This window comes from Cellulomonas shaoxiangyii, assembly GCF_004798685.1.
Taxonomy (GTDB): Bacteria; Actinomycetota; Actinomycetes; order Actinomycetales; family Cellulomonadaceae; genus Cellulomonas; species Cellulomonas shaoxiangyii.
In genome coordinates, this window is record NZ_CP039291.1 from 1,238,613 (window position 1) to 1,264,118 (window position 25,506).

The window sequence follows — 25,506 nt, forward strand, 5'->3', positions numbered from 1 at the left end:
CCCGACCGGCCGACGCGTCGTCGGCGTGACCACCGTCACGACGAGGGGCGGCGGCGTGCCGGACGTCACGTCGTGTCCGGCGTGGTACGCGACCGGTGCGGGATCTGGTATGGGCCCACGCAGGCGGCGTGTCGCGGTCCGCCGCCGGCTGAGCGGGCCGGGGGAGGGGGCGGGCGCCGTGGGCGTCCAGTGCGTCCCGGCCGCCCGCGCGGCGCGCGGCCCGTCCTAGGGTCGGGGCATGCCGACGCCCCGTCCCGCCCTGCTCGTCGCCGCCTGCGGCCTGGTGGTGCTCGAGGCGCTCGCCCTCGCGGCGGCCGCCGTCGCGGGCGTGGTCACGCTGGTGCGCGGCGCGCAGGCGCCCGCCGTGGCCGCGTTCCTGGTGGCCCTCGCGCTGGGCGCGGCGCTGCTCCTGGCCTCCGCGGCGCGCGGGCTGTGGTCCGGCCGCCGCTGGGGGCGCGGACCGGTGCTCACGGCGCAGGTCCTGCTCGTGGTCGTCTCCGCCACGGCGTGGTCGAGCGGGGCTCGCGTCCCGGGTGCCGTCGGGCTCGTGCTGGGCCTCGTCGTGGCCGCGACCGTCCTCGCGCCGCCGGTCGTCGCCGTGACGTCGCGCACAGGGCGCGACGAGCCCGACCGCCCGGCCTGACCCGCCCTGCCGACCCCGCGCGCGTCGGCGAGGCCGGCAGGCGAGGACCCTCCGGGACGCGGGGCGTCAGGGCGCGGCGACGTCCGCGTGCACCTGGACGCGCCGCAGCGCGCGATCGAGGCGGAGCACGCCGCGTCCCGGCACGCGTCGCGCGGGGTCGGCGTGCAGCGCCGCCTCGGGTCCGAGCAGCGCCGTCGCGTCGGGGTCGTGCGGGTCGAGGACGAGCACGTGCCGCGACCGCAGCGCGGCGGCGACCGGTCCTCGGAACGCCCCGGCCGCGTGGGCCGTCGTCGTCGCGAGGGCGACCACACGCGGGCCGTCGGGACCGAGCAGCCGGCCGACCGCCTCCGCGGCGCCCGGGGACGTGCGCTCGAGCTCGTCCGCGTCGTCGACCACGATCACGGTCGGGGACGCGGGAGCGGTGACGTGTCGGTCGTCCGCGAGCAGGTCGGCGGCACCGACGGACGTCCACGGTGCCTCCGGGAGGTCCTGGCCGCCCGAGCCGGTCGGCGCGACGCGCAGCACCCGGTACCCGGCGGCGGACCAGCAGCGCGCGGCGACGCGCAGGGCGGTCGTCCGGCCCGTGCCCGGCGGACCGGCCACGACCAGCGGGCGGCTCGCGTCCGTCCGTACCGGCGCGCCGTCGTCCCCGCCGACGCCCAGCACGACCGCGGCCGCGCCGGGGGCGGCGGCCGCGGCGCCGTCCCTCGGCGCCGGGAGCGGCACCCGTGGGGGCAGCGCGACGATCCGCAGCGGCGCCGGGCCCGCCGCGTCCGGTGCGCCGGCGAGCCGCCGGTCCTCGGCGTCACCGCCGGGCGCGGGCGGGAGCGCGACCTGGCACAGCCGGGCCGGGCCGGCACCGCAGACGACGCCGCGGCCCGGCGTCGAGCGCGCCGCGGCGAGACCGGGCGGGACGCCCGCCAGCGCGTCGGCGGACGGGTCCACGACCGGCAGCACGAGGCGCGTCGGCACGTCCCCGAGCAGCCGCGTGACCGCGGGGACGACCGCGGCGGAGGCGGCGAGCGCCAGCCCCGGCACCGGGTCGCGCCACGTGGTCGCGAGCATGTCGGCGGCGACGCCGCGGGCGTGACGGCCGAGGGTCTCGAGCAGCACGTCGAGCCGGTCCACGACGAGCACGTCGGGTCGGCGCCCCTCGGCACGGGTGAGCAGCCGGTGCAGCAGGAGCCCGGTGCGGTGGGCGTCGTCGAGGGACAGCACGGTGCCCAGGTGGGAGGGGTAGGTCACCTGGCGCAGCGCCGCCTCGGGCAGGCCCAGGGCGTGGACGTGGCTGCCGCCGCGGGTCGCCTCCGCCGCGACGGTGAGCAGGGCCGTCGACCGCCCGGACCCCGGCCCGCCGAGCACGAGGAGGGGCCCCGTGGCGGGGCGCCAGCGCACGGGGGCGCGGCGCTGCTCCTCCGGGACGTCGGCGAGCGCGAGCGCCAGCCCCTCGCCCGCGGGGACGTCGGCGACGGCGACGCGGTCGGGCAGCGCGGGGCACCAGGGGACCGCGGGGCCGGGCCGCCCGTCCGCCGCACCACGGGCCGCGGACACCCAGGCCGCGACGTGGTCCTCGGCGCGGCCCGCGGCGGGCGGCCGCCAGTGCGCCCCCGAACCCGCCCCGCCGGCGACGAGCCGGACGCCGGGGCGCGCACCACCGTGCCGCGCGCGCGCCACCTGGACCGTGCGCGGCTCGCGCGACCCGACCCGCACGACGGCGCGGCCCGGGTGGGCGGGGTCCAGCCGGGCCGCGTCGGGCACGTCGACGACGTCGCGCGAGTCGGCGTCGTCGGTCACGCGCAGCGCCACGCGCTGCGTCACGTTCGCCCGGAGGTCGGCCGTGACGACACCGGCGGGCCGCTGCGTCGCCAGCAGGAGGTGCACGCCGAGAGCGCGTCCCTGGGCCGCGACGCGGGTGAGCACCTCGACCGCCTCCGGCACGTCGTCGACGAGCGCGCGCAGCTCGTCGACGACGAGGACGAGGCGCGGCGGCGTCGCGGCCGCGTCGGGGTCGAGCCGCCGCAGGTCGGCCACGCCGGCCGCGGCGAGCACCTGCTCCCGGCGGCGCAGCTCGGCGCGCAGGCCCGTGAGCGTCCGCCGGGCGGCGCCGGCGTCGAGGTCGTCGACGTGGTCGACGACGTGGGGCAGGCCGGCGAGCGGACCCAGCCCGGCGCCCCCCTTGAAGTCCGCCAGCAGGAGCGCGAGCCGGTGCGGCGGGTGCTGCAGCGCGAGGCCCAGCACGAGGGTCGTCAGGAGCTCGGACTTGCCGGCCCCGGTCGTGCCGCCCACGAGCACGTGCGGGCCGTCGGCGTCGAGGTCGAGGACCACGTGGGTCCCGTCCGCCGCCGCGCCGAGGGGCGCGCGCAGCGGCGCGTGCCCGGCGCCCGCCCAGCGACGGGCGACGGCGGCCGGGTCGGCGGACGGCACCCCCGGCAGCGTGCCGAGGACCGCGGGCGCCGCCCAGGCCACGGCCGCGGCCGGCCGGGACGGCCCCGTCGACGCGCCACCGCGAGCGCTCGCGGGGCTCGGAGTCCTCCAGGCGACCGCCGCCAGCCGGCGTGCCGCGTCCTCCGCGACGGCCACGCAGACCATCTCCGCGGGGGCGGTGGTGCGCGATCCGTCCGCCTCGGTGCGGATCGCGCGCCCGGCCCCTACGTGCACGACGGTCCGCACCCACGCGGGCGGGCGGGCGGCCGACGGGACCACCACGACGAGCAGGGGCGGCGGCTCGGACGCGGTGCCGCGCCACGTGCCCGGCACCGCGTCGGCGCCGTCCGCGACCACCACGGCCGGAGGACCGCCCCCGGGTGCGACCGCGGCGGGGAGCGCGGTGGCGGGCGCGAGCCAGCGCGCCCACGCCCAGTCGGCAGGCGCGCCGGACCGGACGACGAGCGACGCGCCCGGTGCCCCCGCCAGGGCGCGCAGCACGATCCCGCGCGCCACGGCCAGCGTCTGCGCGCGTTCGCCCACGAGCGCGAGCGCCCTGTCGGCCGGCCACGCGGCCCCCGGGGCGCACGGCGGGACGCGCACACCCGTGCGGCACCACCGCGCCGTGTCGGCGCGCACGGCCGCGACGTCCGGGGGCGGCGCTCCCTGGTCGTCGTCGGCCGGGTCGTCGGCCGTGCTCCGCGTGGGGCCCGGTGCCTGGCGGCCGCCCGCGAGCAGACCGACCACCCCGACGGCCGCGCCGACGAGCAGGAGCGGCTGGCGCAGCGCGACGGCGAGAGCGACGCCGCCGGCGGTCGAGGCGAGGGCCGACCAGACCCACGGCGACGGCGCGGCCGGCCACCGCCGGGCGGGGCCCGACCAGGTCGCGCGCAGGCGCAGGACGCTCCCGCCGACGTGGAGGGCGTCCCCCGGCTGCCACCGGCGGGGGCGTCGGCCCACGCGGGCCCTGCGCACGTCCGCCCGGGGCGCGGCGGCGGGTGCACCCTCGGGGCCGGCCCGCCCGCGGCGCCGGGGGCGCTCGAGCACCGCGACCGCACCGCGCACGCGCACCCGCACGTGGCGGCCCGAGCGGCGCAGCTCGACGCGCACCCGGTGGAGCGCGGGGTCGTCCACGAGCAGTGCGTGCGCCGGCTCGCCCCCGCCGTACCCCTCACCCGCGCCGTGCCGCTCACCCGTGCCGGGCCGCGCACCCCTGCCGGGCGCCGTGGCCGTGACGGTCAGCCGGCCGCCGACGGGGAGTGCCCGCACGTGCCCCGCGTCCGGCCCCGCGACCACCGCGACGTGGGTGTCGGCGAGCGCGGCGGCGAGCACGTCGCGCCCGGCGGACCCCGTGCCGTGCAGGGTCGCGCGGGCGCCGGGCACGAGGGGTGGCACGCCCGCGGGGTGGCCGTCGTCGAGCTCGACGTCGTCCACGGCCAGCCGCGCGGCGCCGGCGGCCCACGCGGCGTCGCCGGTGAGCAGCGCGAGGTGCCGGCGCAGGACGCCCGCCGGCAGGCCGGGGTCGACCTCGGCGTCGAGGCCGTCGGCTCGGCCGTGGGGAGAGGTGGTGCCGTGGACGGAGATGCGCACGTCGGCACCGTGCCGCACGCGCCACCGCGCCGGCGGCCCGGCCGCCGGCGGCGGGGAGCGGGCGGCACGCCCCGCGGGCTGTGGTCGGCCGGACACGGCACGCCCCGCGGGGTGTGGTCGGCCGGCGTCCGGACCCGCCGGTCCCGCCCGGGCCGCGGACCGCCCCGCGGGGCGCCCGCGGCCGGCCGTGAGCGCCCCGTGCGGACCGGCCGCGGCGTGCACGGCGTCAGTCGACCGCGAGCGCCGCCACGGGCGGCGTGCGGGCCGCCGACCGGGCCGGCAGCACCGACGCGGCCAGACCCGCGAGGAGCGCGACGGCCAGCACGATCGCCAGCTCCGTCCACGGCACGGCGAGGCGGAGGTCGCCCGCGGTGCCGAACACGGTGGCGGCGCCGGCCCAGCCGTACAGGAGCCCCAGACCGACGCCGAGCGCGGCGCCGACGCCCGCGATGAGCATCCCCTCGACCGCGAGCATGAGGCGCAGCCCGCGCCGGGACAGGCCGATCGCCCGCAGGGTCGCCGACTCCCGGCGCCGCTCGATGACGGACAGCGACAGGGTGTTCGCCACGCCCACGAGGGCGATGACCACCGCGACGGCGAGCAGGCCGACGACGACCGCGAGCAGCGTGTCGATCATCCGCTCGTCGGACTCGCGCGACGCGGCCGGGCTCGTGACGTGCACCTCCGCGTCGCTGATCCCGTTCTGGACCGACGTGAGGACCTGCCCCGCGGGGGCACCGGCGGCGATGCGCGCGAACAGCAGGGTCCGCTCGCCGTCGATCGCCAGCCGGTCGCCCGCGGCGGCGGGCAGGTAGGCCTCGTCCGCCCCGCCGGAGCGGACCCGCAGCTGTGCGCCCGGCCCGCTCGTGGCGCCGGTGTCGTCGGCGGGGTGCGCCGTCACCGTCCCGTCGAGCCCGGTCCACGAGGGCACGACCGCGACGCCGTCGGCGAGCGACGCGACCACGGTGTCGTCCTCGAGCACGGCCGGTGCGTCGTCCGGGTCGAGGACGTAGGCCCCCACGAGGTGCCCGTCGAGGGCGACGCGAGCCGTCGCCACCTCGAGGACCTGCTCGACGCCCGGCGTGCCGGCGACCAGGTCCACCACGTCCGCCGGGACGGCCGAGGCGCCGTCGGCGGGGACGACGAGCAGGTCCACGGGGTACCGCTCGTCCATCACGCGCGCGAGCGACGTGCGGGCCGACGCGGCCCCCGTGCTCATCATCGCGACCAGGGTCACCCCGATGAGCAGCGCCGTGCTGGTGGCGGCCGTCCGGCGCGGGTTGCGCAGGGTGTTCGCGGCGGCGAGCCGTGCGCTCGGCCCGGCGCGGCGCAGGAGCGCCCCGACGGCCGACACGACGCGGGGCAGCCACAGCACCGCACCGAGCAGGATGCCGACGAAGGACGTCGCCCCACCGAGCACCCCGACGAGCAGGGGCAGCATCTCGTCCACGCCGGTCCCGGCGACGGCGAGCGCCACGGCGCCCAGCAGCGCGGCGACGCCGCCCGTCGTCAGGAGCAGGGACAGCGCGAGGCGGAGGCGGCCGGCCCCTGCTCCGAGCGAGGGGGCGTCGACGGGACGCAGGGCGGCGACCGGGGACACCCGTGTCGCGACGCGCGCGGGCACGAGCGCCGCGAGCACGGTCACGACGGTCCCGACGACGACGGGGAGCAGGAGCACCGCGGGGGTGACGGCGACCGTGGCGGGCAGCGGCACGCCCAGGTCCATGCGGGCCAGGACGCTGAGCGCGGCCTGCGCCAGGCCGACGCCCAGGAGCAGGCCGACGACCGACGAACCGACCCCGAGCAGGGCCGCCTCGGTCAGCACCGAGGCGCGCAGCTGCCCGCGCCGCGCACCGACGCAGCGCAGCAGGGCGAGCGTCCGGGCCCGTTGCGCGACGAGCACCTGGAACGTGTTGGCGATGACGAGCGCGGCGACGAGCAGCGCGATCGCGGCGAAGCCGAGGGCCACCGTGACGAGGACGTTCCCGGCGCCGGTGATCCGCCCGACCGCCTCCGCGGCCGCCTCGTCGCGGGTCTGCACGGTGGCGCCGGCGGGCAGCACGTCGGGCAGGCCGGCGCGGACCTCGTCGGCACGGCCGGGGTCGGCCGCGACGAGCACGCGCACGGGGTCGGCCTCCTCGACCGAGGGCAGGCCGCTCCAGCGCAGCGCCGACGCGGGCGTCGCGAGACCGGCACCGCCGTACTCGCTCCACGCGCCGGCGGGGTCCTCGACGATGCCCACGAGGCGCACCTCGGCCGTCTCCTCCGCGGGTGCCGCGGTGCTGCCGCCCTCCTGCAGCGGGTACCAGGAGACCTCGACCAGGTCCCCGACCCGGGCGCCGAGCCGCTCGGCGGTCGTGGCCGACAGCGCGATCTCGTCGTCGGCGGAGGGCGCGGCGCCGTCGACGACCTCGAGGGTGCCGAGCCGCGGGTCGGACGGCGTGCCGAGCAGCCGCTCGCTCGTCTCCCGCGGACCGACCCCCACCTGGGTCCAGCCGAGGATCACGGGGTCGGCGCCGGCGACGCCCGGCACGGCGCGCAGGTCGGCCAGCTGGTCGTCGGTCGTGCCGTCGGGCACGCCGACGACGAGGTCGGCCCGGCCGTAGCCGGCCGTCACGGCGTCGTAGCCGGTGCGCGTGATGACGTCGCCCGCGATGAGCGTCGCCGCGACGAACGCGGCGCCGAGCGCGATGGCGACGCCGGCCGCGGCGAGGCGGCCGAGGCTGCGGCGCATCTGGGACAGCGTGAGTCGCAGCATCAGGCCTGCCCGTCCGTCCCGAGGGGTGCCTCGAGCATGCGCAGGCCGTCGAGCGCGGCGAGCACGGACTCGGGCGACGGGTCGGCGACGTCGCCGGCGATGCGCCCGTCGGCCAGCAGGACGACGCGGTCGGCGTACGCGGCGGCAGTCGGATCGTGCGTCACCATGACGACGGTCCGTCCCAGCTCGCGCACCGAGCGGCGCAGGAAGCTCAGCACCTCGGCGCCGGCGCGGGAGTCGAGGTTGCCGGTCGGCTCGTCCGCGAAGACGACCTCCGGCTGGGCGATCAGTGCCCGGGCGATCGCGACACGCTGCTGCTGCCCGCCGGACAGCTCGCTCGGCCGGTGGCCGAGGCGGGCGCCCAGGCCGAGCGTGCCGACGAGCGTGTCGAACCACGCCCGGTCGACGCTCGTACCGGCGAGGTCGAGCGGCAGGAGGACGTTCTGCTCGGCCGTGAGCATCGGCAGCAGGTTGAACGACTGGAACACGAAGCCGACGCGGTCGCGGCGCAGCCGCGTCAGGTCGTCGTCGCCGAGCCGGGTGATGTCGGTCGTCCCCAGGTGGACCGTGCCGGACGACGCCTGGTCGAGACCCGCCAGCAGGTGCATGAGGGTCGACTTGCCGGACCCCGACGGGCCCATGATCGCGGTGAACGCGCCGGCGGCGAAGTCGACGTCGACCCCGTCGAGGGCGCGGACGGCCGCCGCTCCCGACCCGTACACCTTCGTCAGGCCGCGCGCGCAGGACGCGGCCGGGCGGTGGGGTGGGGCGTCGGTCGGGGGCTGGGCGGGGCCGTGCACGGTGGTGTCCACGAGGGGGCGCTCCTGTTCCGGTGAGGATGCCCCCAGCCTCGCCCGCGGCGGTCCGGCGCCGCGTCCGGCCGGCGGTGGGTCGTCCGGCCCCGGCCGTCATACCTGGGCCGCACGTCACGCGCGACGCGCGGGGGAGCGGCGCGCCCGCGCGCGTCAGGCGCCCGGCCGCACCAGCCCGGTCTCGTACGCGACGACGACCGCCTGCACGCGGTCGCGCGCGCCGAGCTTGGCGAGGATGCGGCCGACGTGCGTCTTGACCGTCGCCTCGGCGACGAACAGGTCCTGGCCGATCTCCGTGTTGGAGCGCCCGCGAGCCATGAGCAGGAGCACCTCGCGCTCGCGCTCGGTGAGCAGCGCGACGGCGCGGTGCGCGGGGTCGTCGGCGGCGGGCGCGTCGGACGGCAGCGCGGTCACGAGGTGCTCGAGCAGTCGGCGGGTGCTGGAGGGCGCGATGACGGCGTCCCCGCGGTGCACGGTGCGGATCGCCGCGAGCATCTCCTCGGGCGGGGCGTCCTTGAGCAGGAAGCCGCTCGCTCCCGCGCGGATGGCGCTGAGCACGTACTCGTCGAGGTCGAACGTGGTGAGCACGATCACCCGCGGTGCCGGTCGGTCCGCGGTGCCGCGCGCGACGATCTGCTCGGTCGCCTGCAGCCCGTCCATCGTCGGCATGCGCACGTCCATGAGGACGACGTCGACCGGGCCGGTGGCAGTGCGGGCCGCGGGGTCGAGCGCGCGCACGGCCTGCACGCCGTCACCTGCCTCGAGGACCACCTCGAGGTCCGGCTGGGAGTCGATCACCATGCGGAACCCGGCGCGCACGAGCTGCTGGTCGTCGACGAGGGCGACGCGCACGGGGCCGTCGAGATCGGGGCCGTCGAGGTCGGTTCCGTCGAGGTCCGTGGTGCTCACGCGGGGGTTCCTTCCGTGGGGACCGGGGCGCTGGTGGCCCGGGGGGCGGGCGCCGCGGGCGGTGCCGGGGCGGGCCGGCGCGGCGCGGCGCGCCGGGGCACGTCGCGCCCGGGCGTCGCGGGCACCGCGCGTCCGGACGAGGGCGTGGGCAGCTGCGCGCGCACACGGTAGCCGCCGCCGGGCCGGGGCCCGGCGCTGACGGTGCCGCCGAACATCGCGGCGCGCTCGCGCATGCCGACGAGCCCCTGGCCGAGCCCGTCGCTGTCGGCGGCGGCCCCGCGCCCGTCGTCGCTGACCTCGAGCGTGACCGCGTCCGGCAGCCACTGCAGCATCACGGTCACGGACGGGTCGGGCCCGGCGTGCTTGAGCACGTTCGTGAGGGACTCCTGCGCGATCCGGTACACGGTGAGCCCCGCGCCGGGCGGCAGGTGCCGAGCGGCGCCGAGGCGGACGAGGGAGGCGCGCATGCCGCTGGCGCGCATCTGCGCGACGAGCGTCTCCAGGTCGTCCACCGCGGGCTGCGGCGTGGTCACGAGCGCGGCCGCGCCGCCCGGGTCCGGCTCGCGCGCCCCGGTCCCGGACGCGTCCGGCACGGCCGAGCCCGGGCGCACCGTCCCCGCGTCCGTGCGCAGCACGCCGAGCAGCCGGCGCATGTCGGTGAGCGCCGCGCGCCCCGTCTCGGCGATCGTGCCGAGCGCCCGGGTCGCCGCCGCGGGGTCCGCGGCGGCCGCGTACCGGCCGCCGTCGGCCTGGGCGATCATCACCGAGAGGCTGTGCGCGACGATGTCGTGCATCTCGCGCGCGATGCGCGCACGTTCCGCGGCCGCACCGATCACCGCCTGCTGGTCGCGCTCGACCTCCAGCCGGTGCGCCCGGTCGACGAGCGCCTCGAGGTGCTCCCGGCGGCTGCGGCGCACGAGCCCGAACGCGAACACGGCGAGGAACATCGAGCCGACGACGACGCAGACGACCAACGCGGCGGGCCAGTAGAACGCGCCGTCGACGGCGAGCAGCACCGCGAGCAGCAGGGTGCCCACCGCGGCGCCGGCCACGCCCACGCGGTACGACCACCGCGGACCGTGCACCGTCAGCGAGTACAGCGCCACCAGCACGACGAGGTCGGACGGGAGGAGCAGCGGCAGTCCCAGCAGCATGTGGACGAGGGCCGCGGCGTAGACGGCGGCCGCGCTCATCACGGGTCGCACGCGGCGCCACGCCAGCGGGGCGATCATCGCGGCCGCCGCGAGGCGGGTCCCGGCGTCGATGCTCGCGGCGGCGGTGGACAGGTCCATCGCCACGGTGCCCAGGAGCAGCCACAGCAGGGCCGCGCCCGTCGCGTCGACGGCGAAGCGGTGGGAGTCCTCCCACCGCAGCAGGCGGTCCCACCACGTCACGCCCCGAGCGTAGGCGGGCCGCGCGGGGCCGGTCGTGCGCCCCGGGGCGGACGGCCGGCGGCGCACCGTCCTCCCGCGGGCCCACGCCGCGGTCGTGGGTCCGGGCGCGCGCGGTCCCGACGTGACCCGCGGCACGTGCGCGAGGGGACCTGGGTCTGGCGGACGTGGGGAGTCCGTGACCTAGCATGGCCCGATGACCCAGGTGCTGCTGGCGGAGGACGACCCCGCGATTGCCGAGCCTTTGGCACGCGCGCTCGGTCGTGAAGGTTATGACGTGCGTGTGCAAGGCACGGGTCAAGGAGCGATCGACGGTGCCGCGACCGCGGACCTCGTCGTCCTCGACCTCGGGCTGCCCGACATGGACGGTCTGGACGTGGCCCGTGCGATCCGGAGCCAGGGCCTGACGACGCCCGTCCTCGTCCTCACCGCCCGCGCCGACGAGGTGGACCTCGTCGTCGGCCTCGACGCGGGCGCCGACGACTACGTCACCAAGCCGTTCCGCCTCGCCGAGCTGCTGGCGCGCGTGCGCGCGCTGCTGCGCCGCACCGTCGGCGACCCGCAGGACGAGGACGAGCTGCACGCCCAGGACGTCCGCGTCGACGTCGCGGCGCACCGCGCCTTCCAGGGCGAGCGCGAGCTGCACCTGACCGCCAAGGAGTTCGACCTCCTGCGCGTGCTCGTCGGCGCCGCCGGCACGGTGGTGTCCCGTGACGCCCTCATGCGCGAGGTGTGGGGCTCCGACCCCACCGGGTCGACCAAGACGCTCGACATGCACGTGTCGTGGCTGCGCCGCAAGCTCGGTGACGACGCGAACGCCCCCCGCTACGTCACGACCGTGCGGGGCATGGGGTTCCGGTTCGAGACGGGTGCCGCGTCCGACACCTCCGCCTCGCCGGGCGCGGAGCGGCTCGACCGGGCCTGACCCGTGCGCCGCCGCGTCCTGCAGGCGACGATCGCCGCCGTCACGGTGGCCGTCGTCCTCCTGGGCTTCCCCCTGGCCTTCCTCGGCGCGCACCTGGTGCGCGAGAACGAGGTGCGCGGGCTCGAGGTGCGCGCCGAGTCGGTCGCGCGGACCGTCGACTTCCGCATCGAGCAGGACATCGCGCTGAGCGACCGCATGCTCGAGCCCTACACCGGCGGTGAGGGAGAGATCCCCGCCTCGGTGTCGGTGCGCACGGCCGACGGCGACACCTACCGCGCCGGACCCGTCATCGAGGACCGCGCGGTGTCCGTGTCGGTCACGTCCGACACCGTGGCCACGGTCGTGCTGCAGGTCTCGTGGTGGGAGGTGTTCTGGCTGTCGGTGCGCGTCATCGCGCTGGTGGTCGTGGCGGCGTTCGTCGCGTTCGGCGCCGGGATCGCCATGGCGATCTGGCAGGCCAACCGGCTGGCGGCGCCGCTCGTCTACCTCGCGGCCTCGGCCGAGCAGCTGGGGTCGGGGCAGGTGCGCCCGCAGCTGGAGCCGTCGGGCGTCGAGGAGATCGACCTGGTGGCGGCCGAGCTCGCACGCAGCGCCGACCGCATGGCGGGGCGCCTCGCGGCCGAGCGGCAGTTCGCGTCCGACGCGTCGCACCAGCTGCGGACCCCGCTGACGGCGCTGTCGATGCGGCTCGAGGAGATCATGCTCGCCTCCGGTGAGCCGGAGGTCCGCGAGGAGGCACGGATCTCCCTCGAGCAGGTCGAGCGGCTCGTGCTGGTGGTCGACGACCTGCTGACCCGCTCGAGGCGCGCGCAGGGAGGGACGACCGAGGCCGTCCACCTGCTCGAGGTCGTGCACCAGCAGGAGGAGGAGTGGGCGCCGACGTTCGCCGCGGCCGGGCGGCGGCTCGTGGTCGACGTCGACCCCGCCCTCCAGGTGCTCGCCACGCCCGGCGCGCTGGCCCAGGTGCTCGCGACCCTCATCGAGAACTCGCTGAAGCACGGCGCGGGGACCACCACGGTGCGTTCCCGCCCCGGCGGTCCGGCCCGGACGGTCGTCGTCGAGGTGGGGGACGAGGGTGCCGGCGTGCCGGACGACATCGCGCCCCGGATCTTCGAGCGCGAGGTCACCTCGGGTGCCGGCACCGGCCTCGGCCTGTCGCTCGCGCGCGACCTCGCGAACGCCGACGGCGGGCGCCTGGAGCTCGCGCAGCGGCGGCCCGCCGTGTTCGCCCTGTTCTTGTCGGGCGTCCCCGCGTCGCTGCGCCCCGAGGTCGTGCTGCCGCGCGGCGCGATGGTCTCCGTGCGCCGCGACCGGCGCAGGTAGGCGCGCGCGGGACGCAGCCGCTGGTGCGGGACCCCGTGCCCTAGGCTCGTCGCCCGTGACACCACCGACCGTGGCCGTGGTGGGCGGCGGCCAGCTCGCCCGCATGATGGCCGGACCCGCCACCGCGCTGGGGCTGCACCTGCGCGTCCTCGTCGAGGAGCCCGCGTCGTCCGCCGCGCAGGCCGTCGCGGACGCACCCGTGGGGGCGGCCGCCGACGCGGCGGCCGTGACCGCGCTCGTCGCGGGCGCCGACGTCCTCACCTTCGAGCACGAGCACGTGCCGGCCGAGGTGCTCGCCGCCGTCGCCGCCGCCGGCGTGCCCGTGCAGCCCGGCCCGGACGCGCTCCTGCACGCGCAGGACAAGGTGGTCATGCGTGAGCGCCTCACGGCGCTCGGGGTGCCGTGCCCGCGCTGGGCGCCGGTCGTGTCGGCCGAGGACCTGGCGGGCTTCCTGGCCGCCGTGGGCGGGCGCGCGGTCGTCAAGACAGCGCGGGGCGGCTACGACGGCAAGGGCGTGCGCGTCGTGCGCCACGCCGACGACGTCGCGGACTGGCTCGCCGCGGCGGCCGACGGCAGCGGCCCACGTCTGCTCGTCGAGGAGCTGGTGCCGTTCCGGCGGGAGCTGGCGGCGCTCGTCGCACGTACCCCGTCGGGCGCGTCGGCCACGTGGCCGGTCGTCGAGTCCGTGCAGCGCGACGGTGTGTGCGCCGAGGTCGTGGCGCCCGCGCCCGACCTCGACCCGGTCACCGCGGCGGCCGCCGAGGACGTCGCGCGACGCGTGGCGGAGGGGCTCGGCGTCACCGGCGTGCTGGCCGTCGAGCTGTTCGAGGTGGCGGACCCGGACGGCGGCGCGCCGCGGGTGCTGGTGAACGAGCTCGCGATGCGACCGCACAACTCGGGGCACTGGACGATCGACGGCGCCGTGACCAGCCAGTTCGAGCAGCACCTGCGTGCCGTGCTGGACCTGCCGCTCGGTGCGACCGGCACCCGCGCCCCCTGGACCGTGATGGTCAACCTCCTCGGCAGCGCCCTCGACGACCCGACCGACGCGCTGCCCGCCGTGCTGGCCGCGGACCCGGACGCGAAGGTCCACCTCTACGGCAAGGCGGTGCGGCCCGGGCGCAAGCTCGGCCACGTCAACATCAGCGGCCACGACCTCGAGGACGTCCGCGCCCGTGCGCGGGCCGCCGTCGCGCTCCTGCGCGGCGAGACGTCCGCCCGGCGCGACGGAGGAACGGCATGAGCGGCTCGCCCCTGGTCGGCATCGTGATGGGGTCGGACTCCGACTGGCCGGTGATGCAGGCGGCCGCCGACGCGCTGGGCGAGTTCGGCGTGCCGGTCGAGGTCGACGTCGTCTCGGCGCACCGCCAGCCCGACAAGATGGTCGCGTACGGCCGGTCCGCCGCCGAGCGGGGCCTGCGGGTCGTGGTCGCCGGCGCGGGGGGCGCCGCCCACCTGCCCGGGATGCTGGCCGCCGTGACGCCGCTGCCGGTGATCGGCGTGCCGGTGCCGTTGGCGCACCTCGACGGCATGGACTCGTTGCTGTCGATCGTCCAGATGCCCGCAGGGGTACCGGTCGCGACGGTCTCGGTGGGCGGCGCGCGCAACGCGGGGCTGCTGGCGGTGCGGGTCCTGGCGTCCGGCACCGACGCCGAGGCGCAGCGCCTGCGGAACGCGATGACGACCTTCCAGGAGGGCCTGCGGGCGCAGGCGGACGCCAAGGGGGAGCGTCTGCGCGGCCTCGCGCAGCGCCCGCCGACGGGGTTCAGCGCCTGACCCCCGGCCGCGCCCCCGGGCGGCGCGGACGGGGCCGCGGACCGGGGGTGGGGGCACGCCTCGCGCTGCGGCACCGAGGCGGCATGCCTACCGTCGTGCGGTGAGCCCCGCCCCGCCCCGCTCGACGGAGGTGGCACCCGCCGCGCCCTCCCGTGCGGCGGCGACGCCGCCCCGCGCCCCGCGTCTCGTCGCGCTCGACGGCCTGCGCCTGCTCGCCGCCCTCGCCGTCGTGGGGTACCACTTCACGGCGCGCGAGGCGTCCGTGTGGGGCCCGGACCAGGACCGGCTCGTCGGGCCGGTGGCCGCCTGGACGTCGTACGGCTCGCTCGGGCCCGAGCTCTTCTTCGTGATCTCGGGGTTCGTCATCCTCATGAGCGCCTGGGGGCGCACCACGGTCGCGGTCGTGGCCTCGCGGATCGGGCGGCTGTACCCCTCGTACTGGGTGGCGGTGCTGCTGACGGGCCTCCTGCTGCTCGTCGTCTGGCCCGAGGGCAAGCACGTCACGCCCGGTCAGGTCGCCGTGAACCTCACGATGCTCCAGGCGGTGGCGGGGGTGCCGCACGTCGACGGCGTCTACTGGACCCTCTGGACCGAGCTGCGGTTCTACCTGCTCGTGGGGGTCCTCGTGCTCGTCGGCGTCACCCGGCGCCGCGTGCTCGCGGTCGCGCTGCTGTGGCCGCCCGTCGCGCTCGGCGCGGCACGCCTCGGTCTCGACGACCTCGCGACGCTGCTCGTCGCCGACTACGCCCCGCTCTTCGCGGCCGGCATGGCGCTGTTCGTCGTGCACCGCGAGGGGCACCGGCTGCTCCCGTGGGTGGCGGTCGCGACGAACACCGCCCTGGCGGTCCACCTCGTGCCACCGTCCCGCGCGGCGGTGCTCGAGCGGGTCACCGGCATCGCGCCGTCGACGACCGGCCTGGCGCTCGCCGTGGCCCTGTGCGTGGCGCTCGTCGCGCTGGTCGCCCTCACCCCGGTCGCGCGCCTGGACCGGCCCTGGGTCGTCGCGGCGGGCGCCCTCACGTACCCGCTGTACCTCGTGCACCAGTACTGGGGGCTGTGGACGATCGGGCTGGTGGTCGACCACGTGCCGGCGTGGGCGGCGGTGGGGGCGGCCGTGGGGGTCTCGCTCGCGCTGGCGTGGGCCGTGCACCGGCTGGTGGAGGCGCCGTACGCGCCCGCCCTGCGCCGGCGTGCCGAGCAGGGACTCGTCCACGTGCGCGACGCGGTGCTCACGCGGGTGAACCACGGGCCCCGCGCGCTCGACGAGGCGGACCGGCTGGGGATCGTCCGGGGTCAGGTGCCGGGCGCGCCGCCGACGGCGCCGGCGGGGAGCGTGCCGTCGCGCACGGCGACGAAGAACGGGGGCGCGGCGGCCTCGTCGAGCAGGACCGCGGACCCGATGCCGCCCGGCCGGTAGTCCAGGTCGGCGATGGGCGGGGTGCCGGTGACGCCGCCCGGGCCGTTCGCGGCGCGGAAGGCGAGCGCGAGGCGCGCGACGTCGAGCACGCCGCTCCGCTCGTCGAACGTCAGGGCACCCGTGCCGGCGTCGACCAGCGCGACCTGCGCACCCGGACGCGTCACGAGCGCCTTCGGGTCCACCTTCCCGACGACGGCGGCGATGAGCTGGCGCTGGCGCAGCGCGCGCCCCACGTCACCGAGCGGGTCCGCCTTGCGCATGCGGGCGAACGCGAGGGCCTGCGTGCCGCCGACGTCGTGGCAGCCGGGGGTCCACACCATCCCGGAGTCCGGGTCGTCCACGGCGGCGTCGTAGCAGAGGTTGACGCCACCGACGGCGTCGACGACGTGCGCGACCCCGCCCATCCCGATCTCGGCGTAGTGGTCGACCGTGAGGCCGGTCAGGCCCTCGACGGTCTGCACGAGCAGGGGCGCCCCGCCCAGGGCGAACGCGGAGTTGAGCTTCGCGCCCCCGTGCCCGGGCACCTCGACGTACGTGTCCCGCGGCAGCGAGATCAGCGCGGTGGGCCCGCTCTCGGGCACGTGCAGCAGCAGGATGGTGTCGGTCCGCCGGCCCTCGGTGCCGTCCTCGGCGATGCCGCCCTCGTCGCCGCGCGCGTCCGAGCCGGCGAGCAGGTACGTCGTGCCCGCGGTGTCCGCCGCGCCCGACAGCGCGGGCGTGTGCTGGAGCTTGCCGCCGGCCCAGAGCAGGAGACCGACGGGCCAGGCCACGAGCGCCACGAGCGCCAGGACCGCCACGACGCCCGCCAGGCGCCGGGGGCGCAGGCCGCGCCGCGTCGCCGCACCCGCGGGTGGGGCGGCCACGGGCGGGCCGGCAGGCCGCGCCGGGGGACGCGACGGAGCGGGCCGTACGGCAGCGGGGGCGGTCGGCGACGGAGTGCGGCGGGCCGGGGCCGCGGCCCCGGCGGCGCGCGGCGGGGCGGGTCGCCCGGGACGGGCCGCCGTCGGCGGGGTGCGGCGGGCGCCGGTGCCCTCGACCGCGGCGGACCCGGCGGCGCCCTTGCCCGGCACGGCGACCGGCTCGGCGGATCCGTCGGGGCGGACCCGGCCGGCGGGCCGGAACGAGGCGGGCGATCCCTCCGGCGGTGTGGTCGCCCGGTCGGCCGGCCTGCGGACGGGCGCAGGTGCCGGCCGCGGCGTCGTCGCGCCCCCGGGCGGGGCCGGACGTGCCGCCGGCGGGCGTGCGGACGACCGGGGTGCGCGCCGCGGGGCGGGCGGTGGTGCGCCGTCGGCGCCGACGGGGCGCGCGTCCGGCGCGTCCGGCCGGGCGCGCCCCCCGGTGGGGCTGAAGCTCGGCGGCGCGTCCTCCGGCCGGTTCTGGTGGGCCATGGCGCGTCAGCAGGTCGAGGAGACGTCGGCCGCGGTGAACGGCTCCTGGCCCGGCGTCTTCGTCGGCGCGGGCACCGGGGGGTCGACGGCCGGGGGGACGCCCCCGCCGCCGGCCGGCGCGGTGGCCGCGGGCTCGTCCGCCGCCCCGGCCTGCGGCGCCGCGGTGGGGTCCGGGGTCGGCGCGCCGAGCATCGGGCGGTCCGCCGCGATGTTCGCCCACAGCTCGTCCGCCTCGGGCGTCCACTCGACGCGGTTCGCGTCGCTGCGTGCGGGCGCCCACGGCACCGTGGTCAGCGCGATGTTCTCGCGGTCGATGCCGCGCAGGCTGAACGCGAGACCCGTGAGGTCGCTGACGGAGATGTTCGTCGTCAGCGACTGCGTGGCCGCGCTGAGGAACTGGAGGAGCTGCGGCGCGTCGGTGAGCAGGTTCTTCGAGAGCACCTCGTTGGCGAGGTTCGCGATGAGCCGCTGCTGGCGGCCGGCTCGCTTGATGTCCGACCCGTCGAGGCCCGTGCCGTGCCGGGCGCGCGCGTACTGCAGGGCGGTGACGCCGTCGAGCCGGTGCACCCCGGCGGTGATGTCGAGGCCGGTGTAGCGGTCCTTGATGTCGTTCTCGATGCACATCTCGACGCCGCCGACGGCGTTGATCATGCTCTGGAACCCGGCGAAGTCCACGACCACGACGTGCGTGAGCGGCACGCCGGTGTTGTGGACGACCGTGCTCATGGCGCAGGCGGCGGCCGAGTCGACGTCCTGACCCGTCTTCCAGCCGGTCGCGAACGCCTCGTTGAACATGCCGTCGAACGGCTTCGTCGTCGAGCCGTCGGTCATCGTGCAGGACGGGATCTCGACGAGGGAGTCCCGCGGGATGGACACCATCTCGACGCGGGTGCGGTCGGCGGACACGTGCAGGAGGATCGTCGTGTCGGACCGCATGCCGCCCTCGTCACCGCCGATCACGCCGTTCTCGCCGTCGCGCTGGTCGGAGCCGAGGACGAGGACGTTGACGGGCTCCCCGGCGCGGGCGTCGGCCGGGTCGGCCGGCTCCGTCGGGCTCGGCGCCGCGGCGACCAGGTCGGCGACATCGATCTGGTCGACGTTCCCGGTCAGGCGCGCTGCCATCGCCACGCCGCCCGCCGCACCGAACACGAGCACCGTCGTGGCCGCCAGCGCGACGCCGCGCATGACCCCGTGCGAGCGCAGGTCGCGGGCGTGCCGGGGCGCTCGACGGCGCCGGGCTGCGGCGTGGCGGGAGGTCACGAGTCAGATGGTAGGAGCGTGCCCGCGCCCCGCGGGGGAGCCGGCGCAGCCGGGCCGTGAATGATGTGTGCAGATGCCCGGCGCGCCCGCGGTCTGCCGGGCCGGCACGGTCAGCGTCCGAGGACGGCGTAGCGGGCCTCGGTGGCGTCCTTCTGCGGCCGCCACCACGACTCGTGCGTGCGGTACCACTCGATGGTCGCCGCGAGGCCGTCCCGGAAGTCGCGGTACCGCGGCTCCCAGCCGAGCTCCGTGCGCAGCTTGGTCGCGTCGATCGCGTAGCGCAGGTCGTGGCCGGGCCGGTCGTTCACGCGGTCGTACGCGTCGGCACCCTGCCCCATGAGCTCGAGGATCGTCTCGACGACCGTCGTGTTGTCGACCTCCCCGTCGGCGCCGATGAGGTACGTCTCGCCCAGGCGGCCCTTCTCGATGATCGACCAGACCGCGCTGTTGTGGTCCTCGACGTGGATCCAGTCCCGCACGTTCTCGCCCGTGCCGTAGAGCTTGGGTCGCACGCCGTCGATGACGTTCGTGATCTGCCGCGGGATGAACTTCTCGACGTGCTGGAACGGCCCGTAGTTGTTCGAGCAGTTCGAGATCGTCGCGCGCACACCGAAGCTCCGTGCCCACGCGCGCACGAGCAGGTCCGACGACGCCTTGGTCGAGGAGTACGGGCTCGACGGGTTGTAGGGCGTGTCCGGCGTGAACCTCGCCGGGTCGTCCAGCTCGAGGTCCCCGTAGACCTCGTCGGTCGAGATGTGGTGGAACCGCACGTCGTGGCGGCGGACCGCCTCGAGCAGCTGGTACGTGCCGATGACGTTCGTCCGCACGAACGGCCACGGGTCGTGCAGCGAGTTGTCGTTGTGCGACTCCGCGGCGAAGTGGACGACGAGGTCGACGTCCTTGACCAGCGTGTCCACCAGGTCCGGGTCCGCGATGTCGCCCTTGGCGAGGACGACCTTGCCGTCGACGGGATCCAGGCTCCGCTCGTCACCCGCGTAGGTCAGTGCGTCGAGGACCGTGACGTGCACGTCCGGTCGCTCACGGACCGTCTGGTGGACGAAGTTCGAGCCGATGAAGCCCGCGCCTCCCGTGACGAGCAGCCGCATCTGTACTTCCCTCCAGGTCAGGGCACCGTGAGCATGTCGAGGGGCGTGCTGTCGAGCTCGACGGTCGCCGCGGTGATCGCCACCGGGGACCCCTCGGCACCGCGGACGGAGATCGCGTGGCGCCCGGGCTCCGCATCATAGGTCAGCGCCACCTCCTCGCCGGCGGGGACCATGCGCTCGCCGGCGGGGCCGGTGACGCGGACGTCACTGTTGAGGGCCGTGAAGCGCACGGTCAGGCGTCGCGGCGTGTCGGCCGCGTTGTCGACGAGGACGTCCACCCCGTCGATCCCCGTCCACACCGCCCGCCCCTCGGCGTCGACGGACCACTCGACGCCCGCGCCGGCGTAGGCGGTCGCAGGCCGGGTCACGGCCTCGCCGGCTTCCTCCGTGACGTCAGACGGTGCTTGCGCCTCGAGGTCGTCGCGGAGGCCGCGCAGGTCGTGCACGACGTACCGCCCACCGGCGCCGACGACCACCGGGTCGCCCGTGACCGCGCGCCACTCGTCCGCCGCCCGCGGGCCCTCGGTCGCGTCGAACGCGCGCAGGTCGAGCACGACCCCGTCGAATCCCGCGACCGCGAGCTGGCGGGCTGCCTGGTCGGTCGGGAGCGTCGCGACGAGCGCCGGCCAGTCCGAGGTCGCGCGGCCCTTGATGCCGCCCCCCGACCAGCGCAGCGTGTTCGAGTGCAAGAAGCCCTTGAGCTGATCGGCGTCGAACACGCCGTTGCGCGCGGGGGACTCGGGGAACGGCATGTACGGCAGCTGGAAGAGCGCCGCGTCCGCACCCAGGGTGCGTTCGACGTCGGTCACCCAGGCGGCATCGGCGTCGTACTCGGCGGCGACCGCGGTCCGGTCCGGTCGCAGAGACGGGCTGACCTGGTCGATCGTGCCGCCCGCGACGAGCACGGCGCCGCCGACGACGGCGGCGGCGAGGGCGCTCCGTGCGGAGGTCCGGCGGCGCAGGCGTTCCAGCACGTCGTCCAGCAGCAGGGCGACCGCCGCGAGTGCGAGCAGCGCGATGATGATCGACATCCGGCTCCAGCCGCGGATGTTCGGCGTGACCAACGAGATGAGGCTGCCGACACCCCCGACCGTGCTGAGCAGCAGTGCGACGAGCGTCGTACCCCCGAGCGTCAGCAGCATCGACCAGCGGGAGTCGTCGGACCACGGGCGCTCGCCGCGCCGGGCCAGGTGCACGACCACGACCACGAGGAGCGCCACCAGCCCGACGGCGCCCACCGCGCCGAGGGCCGGTCGCTCGGAGGGCAGCGGGTACGTGGTGTCGTACATGTCGCGCAGCGCCGCCAGCTGGGGCACGACGTGGCCCGGGATCGGCAGGAGCAGAGACGTCAGCTTGAGCGCGTACACCTCCGCCTGCTCGGCGTCCCGGGCGAGCGCGGCGACGTTCTCGCCGTGGAGCCGCGCATGCAGCATGTCGGGGAGCATGACGGCGACGGCGGAGAGAAGGATGAGCACCGCCGCGGCTGCGGCCCCGAGCAACCGTCGCCAGTCCCGCCCCTGCGCCCAGGCAGCGGCGCCGGCGACGGCGAGCAGCAGCACGGTGAAGACGGCGTAGTAGGCGCTCGCCGTACCGACTAGGACGCACGCGAGCAGCGTCGCCACCGTGCGGACGTCCGCGAACGCGCGCGGGTCGAGTCGCGAGCGGCGGGCCGGACGTCGACGGCCGTCCGCGGCCGGATCCGGGTCTGCATCCGAGACCACGTCGGGGTCGGCGTCCGCGGGCGCACCGTCCGCCGCCGCGACGCGCGGTCTGCGCCACAGCGGCTCGCCGCGGAACGCCCGCACGACGAGCAGCACGACGGGGGGCAGCACCCAGTACGAGGCCAGGTACAGGTGCGCCTCACCCCGGACGAAGTGGTACGGCGCGAGCGCGAACAAGCTCGCCGTGACCACGGTCGTCACGGTTCCGGCCCCCACGCGGCGCAGGAAGTAGGTGGCGGTGACGGCGGCGAGCGGGAAGCCGAGGAGGAAGTACAGGTTCAGGACGGTTCCCCAGTCGTCCGACAGCACCCCGAGCAGCCGCATGACGACGAGGTGCAGGTCGTCCGAGGTCGGGAAGTCGTGGAACGTCTGGCCGTGCGGCACGCCGAGCAGAGGCTGGCGTTCGTACCAGCCCGTCAGGAGCGTCGTCCGCACGTGCGCGGCCACCGCGACCGCGTCGCCCCAGTAGGTGAACGGCACGTCGAGCCGGCCCTGCCACACCCGCAGGGCCCAGGTCGCCCCGACGGTCGCGAGCAGGGCGGACACCACGTAGGGAAGTGCCCGCAGCACGGTGCCGCGCAGTGCGGGTGGGTGACGGCGGGCCTCGACGGTGCGGTGTCCGCCCCGGTCGGTGGCCACGGTGGTCGCGCTCACGCTGGTCCTGTCGTCGTCCTCGTCCCGCCCGACGGGCGTCCGTCGTCGCGCTGTGGTGCGCCGTCCTCTGCGGTGCCGGCGGCGCGTCAGGCGACGGTCGCGGGCACCGGCGTCGCCGTCTCCGTCGCAGGACGATACCCGACCGTCAGGGTGCGGCCTCCACGAGCAGTCGACGCAGGTCCTCGGCCGTCGCATGGATCCCGTGGGGCAGCGTCGTAAGCGACCGCCGATCGAGCTCAGGCCAGACGAGGGAGCGGAAACGCAGGTCACGCGCCTGGCGGCCCGCCAGGGCCGACGTGCCGAGGGTGACCGGGATGCGCGGGCCGAAGACCTGCCGGCACGCGCCGAGCAGCGCGCCGATCGTCGCGGACTGCTGCGCGGCCAGGATCTTGACCACGGGCGCCCCGCCGGTGCCGGGCGGATGTGCGCGCAGCACGTCCATGCCGTCGAGGAGCAGCGCCGCGCAGTCGTCGACGAACAGGTAGTCGCGGATCGTGTCGAGCGACACGTAGATGCTCGCGGGGTCGCGCATCAGGTGCGCGCGGCACAGCCGGGAGATGAGGCCCTGCTCCTTGTGCAGGTTCTGCCCCGGCCCGTAGAGGTTGGAGATCCGACCGACGAGGACGTCGGTGCCGGCCTCGGCGAGCCGCTCGGACTGGGCCTCGAGCCGGAGCTTCGCGTGGCCGTAGGGGGCGAGCGGGCGCGGTGGCGTGTGCTCGGTGAAGGGGGCGTCGTCGACCCCCGCGTACACGGCGCCCGCCGACGAGGCGAGGAACATCCGTGCGGGTCGTGCGGCTCCCTCGACCACGAGCCCGTCGACGAACGAGGTGAAGGTCGCGACCTCGACGTCGGTCTGCTCTGCCGTGGCACCGGTGACGGCCGACCCCGCGCACCACAGGAGGTCCCAGTCCGTCCCGTGCTCGTGCGCGGTCCCGGCCACGGCGTCCAGCAGCGCCGCCACGGCGTCGGGGGGCTCGCTCCACGGGACGCGGGCAGTGACCGCCGGCCGGCCCTGTGCCGCGAGAGCGCGTACGACGGCCTTGCCGAGCAACCCTCGCGCCCCGACGACGAGGGCGGCGCGGGTCACCGGGTGCGGGGGACGCGGCCCTGCGGACCAGACGCCGGGTCGCTCACGAGCAGGTACGTCGGCTTGCCCATGGCCATGTTCACGGCCACGCCGATGTACTCCGCGATGATGCCGAGCGCGAAGAGGACGGCGCCGGACGTCACGAGCACGACGACGATCGTGGACGTCCATCCCTCCGGCACGGCGTCACCGGTGATGCGCAGCACGACCAGCCACGCCGCCATGACGAACCCCAGCAGGGCGAAGGCCACTCCCATGAAGCTGACGGCGCGCAGCCCGCGCGTGCCGGAGGAGAGCACCATGCGCCAGAAGTGCGACAGGAGGCGGCGCGTCGAGTAGCCCGACGCGCGTCCGGCCTCGCCCCGCAGGGCGACGGGCGTCGTCGCCGGCGTCCCTGCGATCCACCCGAGCGCGACGTCGAGGTAGACGCCGGAGCCCGCGAAGGCGGCGGTGCTCCGGCCGATCTCGCCGAGCACGAGCCGGAAGCTCTGGTACTTGGACGTGTCCGTGCCGCCGAGGCCGATCTCGATCACGCGCTTCGCGCCGCGGGAGGCCACGTTGCGCAGCACGCCGTGCGGCGCCTCGTTCGTCGGCTCGGCGTAGACCACGGCACGCCCGGTGCGCATCGCGGTGTCGAGCAGGTCGCCCATGGCCGCGGGGTCGTGCTGCCCGTCCTCGTCCATCGTGACGATCCAGTCGCCGCCGCTCGAGGCCATCCCCGCGAGAGTCGCCGGGTGCTGACCGTAGTTGCGGCTGAGCCACAGCAGCCGGACCCACGGGAACTTCTCGGCGAGGGCGCGCATGGTGGCGGGGGAGTCGTCGGGACCCTGGTCGTGGACCAGCAGGACCTCGGTGACGACGGCGTCGTGGCCTTCCGGCGTCCGGAACGTCTCCGTCAGCGGCTGGAGCTCCGCCACCACGTCGGGCAGCGAGTGCTCGCCCTGGTAGACCGGTATGACGACCGAGAGCCGGTGGGGCTTCGCATCGACGGACACGGGGGAGGGGGGCACGGCACCGACTATAGTCGGTGGGTCGAACGCGGCCGGTGCGTCGCTCCCCGACCGCGACAGACAGGACGAGGCGGCGTGAGCCAGACGAAGGACGGGCCCGACCGGTCCGCGCAGCTCCGTGCCGATGGCACGCCGCGCCCCGGGGGCACGTCCCCCGGCGACACCGGCCCCACTGCTGGTGGCGGCACCGCTGCCGCCCGCGAGGTGGGCCGTCCGCCCGCCGGCATGGAGGGCGACCCCGGCCTGCTGTTCCGCCTCGTGCGGGACCAGCGGACCGCTTTCCTGGTGGTCGGCGCTCTCAACACGGCCATCGGCATGGGGTGGTTCGTGCTCTTCCAGCAGCTGATCGGCGTGCGCGCGGGCTACATGGTCGCGCTCGTCGCGGCGCACGTCGCCTCGGTGCTGTGCGCGTTCGTGCTGTACCGCCGGTTCGTCTTCCGCGTCCGCGGTCACGTCCTGCGCGACCTTGCGCGGTTCGAGGTCGTCAACCTGACATCTCTCGGCGTGAACCTGGTCACGCTGCCGTTCGCCGTCGAGGTGCTGGGCGTGCCGCCCATCCCGGCGCAGCTGCTCGTCACGGTGGTCACGATGGTGATCTCCTTCCTGGGCCACAAGGGCTTCTCCTTCCACCGGCCCGCGCAGGCGGGGGTCCGGTGAGCGTCGTGCGGCCGTGCGCCGTCGAGGGTGCCTGGGTCGTGGAGCCGGACGTGCACGAGGACGACCGCGGGTCGTTCGTGGAGGCGTTCTCGTACGCGCGCGTCGAGGAGGCCACGGGGCGCCCGTTCGATGTGCGGCAGGTCAACTCCTCGGTCTCCCGCCCGGGCGTGCTGCGCGGGATCCACTTCGCGCAGATGCCGCCGTCCCAGGCCAAGTACGTGACGTGCACCAGCGGGTCGGTCTTCGACGTCGTGGTCGACCTGCGCGTCGGGTCGCCGACGTTCGGCGCGTGGGACGGGGTCGTCCTGGACGCGTCGTCGCGCCGGTCGATCCTCGTCAGCGAGGGCCTGGGCCACGGCTTCCTCGCGCTCGACGAGGGCGCCACCGTGGTGTACCTGTGCACCGCGCCCTACGCTCCGGGGCGTGAGCACGGGATCGACCCGTTCGACCCCGCCATAGCGATCGCGTGGCCGTCGGTGCGGGGCGTGGCGCGGCCGCTGCTGTCCGACAAGGACCGCGACGCGCCGTCGCTCGCGGAGGTGCGGGCGGCCGGTCTGCTCCCCACGGCCGCCGAGGTCCAGGGTTTCCTCGAGTCCCTCGTCGGCGCGCCACTGTCCTGAGGCGCGAGCACCGCTCTACCGTGTGCGGGCCGTCG

At 76.9% G+C, this 25,506-nt stretch carries 18 protein-coding genes and 1 pseudogene; 8 read left to right on the forward strand and 11 right to left on the reverse strand.

Annotated features, from left to right (window positions below; genetic code table 11):
• Positions 1-238: 238 nt before the first annotated feature.
• Positions 239-643, forward strand: a complete 405-nt coding sequence (locus tag E5225_RS05655) for a hypothetical protein (RefSeq protein ID WP_135973477.1) — start codon at positions 239-241, stop codon at positions 641-643.
• A 66-nt stretch (positions 644-709) separates the two neighbouring features.
• Here E5225_RS05655 and E5225_RS05660 read toward each other — a convergent pair whose 3' ends face one another.
• The 5 genes from E5225_RS05660 to E5225_RS05680 all read right to left on the reverse strand — a co-directional run bounded on the left by E5225_RS05660 (position 710) and on the right by E5225_RS05680 (position 10,530).
• Positions 710-4,657: an FtsK/SpoIIIE domain-containing protein gene (locus E5225_RS05660; RefSeq protein WP_136225332.1), complete on the reverse strand. Its 3,948-nt coding sequence runs from the start codon at positions 4,655-4,657 to the stop codon at positions 710-712.
• 226 nt (positions 4,658-4,883) lie between these two features.
• Entirely contained in the window at positions 4,884-7,415 is a 2,532-nt protein-coding gene (locus E5225_RS05665; RefSeq protein ID WP_135975524.1) for an FtsX-like permease family protein, read from the reverse strand.
• Entirely contained in the window at positions 7,415-8,227 is an 813-nt protein-coding gene (locus E5225_RS05670; protein WP_135975526.1) for an ABC transporter ATP-binding protein, read from the reverse strand. Before E5225_RS05670 ends, E5225_RS05665 begins: the two co-directional genes overlap by 1 nt.
• A 153-nt stretch (positions 8,228-8,380) precedes the next feature.
• Positions 8,381-9,136, reverse strand: a complete 756-nt coding sequence (locus tag E5225_RS05675; RefSeq protein ID WP_135975528.1) for a response regulator — start codon at positions 9,134-9,136, stop codon at positions 8,381-8,383.
• Positions 9,133-10,530: a sensor histidine kinase gene (locus E5225_RS05680; protein ID WP_136225334.1), complete on the reverse strand. Its 1,398-nt coding sequence runs from the start codon at positions 10,528-10,530 to the stop codon at positions 9,133-9,135. Before E5225_RS05680 ends, E5225_RS05675 begins: the two co-directional genes overlap by 4 nt.
• A 193-nt stretch (positions 10,531-10,723) precedes the next feature.
• Here E5225_RS05680 and E5225_RS05685 point away from each other — a divergent pair, with 193 nt between their 5' ends.
• The 5 genes and pseudogenes from E5225_RS05685 to E5225_RS17875 all read left to right on the forward strand — a co-directional run.
• Positions 10,724-11,452, forward strand: coding sequence for a response regulator transcription factor (locus tag E5225_RS05685; RefSeq protein WP_135975335.1), 729 nt, complete (start codon positions 10,724-10,726; stop codon positions 11,450-11,452).
• A 3-nt stretch (positions 11,453-11,455) separates the two neighbouring features.
• On the forward strand, positions 11,456-12,775 hold the full coding sequence (locus E5225_RS05690; RefSeq protein ID WP_135975333.1) for an ATP-binding protein: 1,320 nt from the start codon (positions 11,456-11,458) through the stop codon (positions 12,773-12,775).
• Positions 12,776-12,830: 55 nt separating this feature from the next.
• Positions 12,831-14,018, forward strand: coding sequence for a 5-(carboxyamino)imidazole ribonucleotide synthase (locus E5225_RS05695; protein ID WP_135975331.1), 1,188 nt, complete (start codon positions 12,831-12,833; stop codon positions 14,016-14,018).
• The gene (purE, locus tag E5225_RS05700) at positions 14,015-14,551 is read left to right on the forward strand and encodes a 5-(carboxyamino)imidazole ribonucleotide mutase (protein WP_135975329.1); all 537 of its coding nucleotides are present in this window, start codon (positions 14,015-14,017) and stop codon (positions 14,549-14,551) included. Before E5225_RS05695 ends, purE begins: the two co-directional genes overlap by 4 nt.
• 130 nt (positions 14,552-14,681) lie before the next feature.
• A pseudogene (locus E5225_RS17875) lies at positions 14,682-15,689 on the forward strand (acyltransferase family protein); the annotation flags it as partial.
• A 155-nt stretch (positions 15,690-15,844) separates the two neighbouring features.
• On the opposite strand, the gene E5225_RS17705 reads toward E5225_RS17875, so the two are convergent.
• The 6 genes from E5225_RS17705 to E5225_RS05735 form a co-directional block, all read right to left on the reverse strand.
• Positions 15,845-16,831, reverse strand: coding sequence for an LCP family protein (locus E5225_RS17705; protein WP_166436060.1), 987 nt, complete (start codon positions 16,829-16,831; stop codon positions 15,845-15,847).
• A gap of 531 nt (positions 16,832-17,362) precedes the next feature.
• A complete protein-coding gene (locus E5225_RS05715) occupies positions 17,363-18,616 on the reverse strand; it encodes an LCP family protein (protein WP_243738230.1) in 1,254 nt (417 codons plus the stop codon).
• Between the two features lie 110 nt (positions 18,617-18,726).
• Complete coding sequence (rfbB, locus tag E5225_RS05720; protein WP_135973547.1) at positions 18,727-19,722, reverse strand: dTDP-glucose 4,6-dehydratase; 996 nt, start codon at positions 19,720-19,722, stop codon at positions 18,727-18,729.
• 17 nt (positions 19,723-19,739) lie between these two features.
• Positions 19,740-22,097: a hypothetical protein gene (locus E5225_RS05725; RefSeq protein ID WP_135973548.1), complete on the reverse strand. Its 2,358-nt coding sequence runs from the start codon at positions 22,095-22,097 to the stop codon at positions 19,740-19,742.
• Positions 22,098-22,242: 145 nt separating this feature from the next.
• Positions 22,243-23,184, reverse strand: coding sequence for an NAD-dependent epimerase/dehydratase family protein (locus E5225_RS05730; protein ID WP_135973549.1), 942 nt, complete (start codon positions 23,182-23,184; stop codon positions 22,243-22,245).
• Complete coding sequence (locus tag E5225_RS05735; protein WP_243738231.1) at positions 23,181-24,194, reverse strand: glycosyltransferase; 1,014 nt, start codon at positions 24,192-24,194, stop codon at positions 23,181-23,183. The genes E5225_RS05730 and E5225_RS05735 overlap by 4 nt, the downstream gene beginning before the upstream one ends.
• Positions 24,195-24,269: 75 nt before the next feature.
• Between E5225_RS05735 and E5225_RS05740 the strand changes: the two genes are divergently transcribed.
• Together E5225_RS05740 and rfbC are read left to right on the forward strand one after the other, a co-directional pair.
• Complete coding sequence (locus tag E5225_RS05740; RefSeq protein WP_243738232.1) at positions 24,270-24,851, forward strand: GtrA family protein; 582 nt, start codon at positions 24,270-24,272, stop codon at positions 24,849-24,851.
• Positions 24,848-25,471, forward strand: coding sequence for a dTDP-4-dehydrorhamnose 3,5-epimerase (gene rfbC, locus E5225_RS05745; protein ID WP_341765647.1), 624 nt, complete (start codon positions 24,848-24,850; stop codon positions 25,469-25,471). Before E5225_RS05740 ends, rfbC begins: the two co-directional genes overlap by 4 nt.
• Positions 25,472-25,506 lie beyond the last annotated feature (35 nt).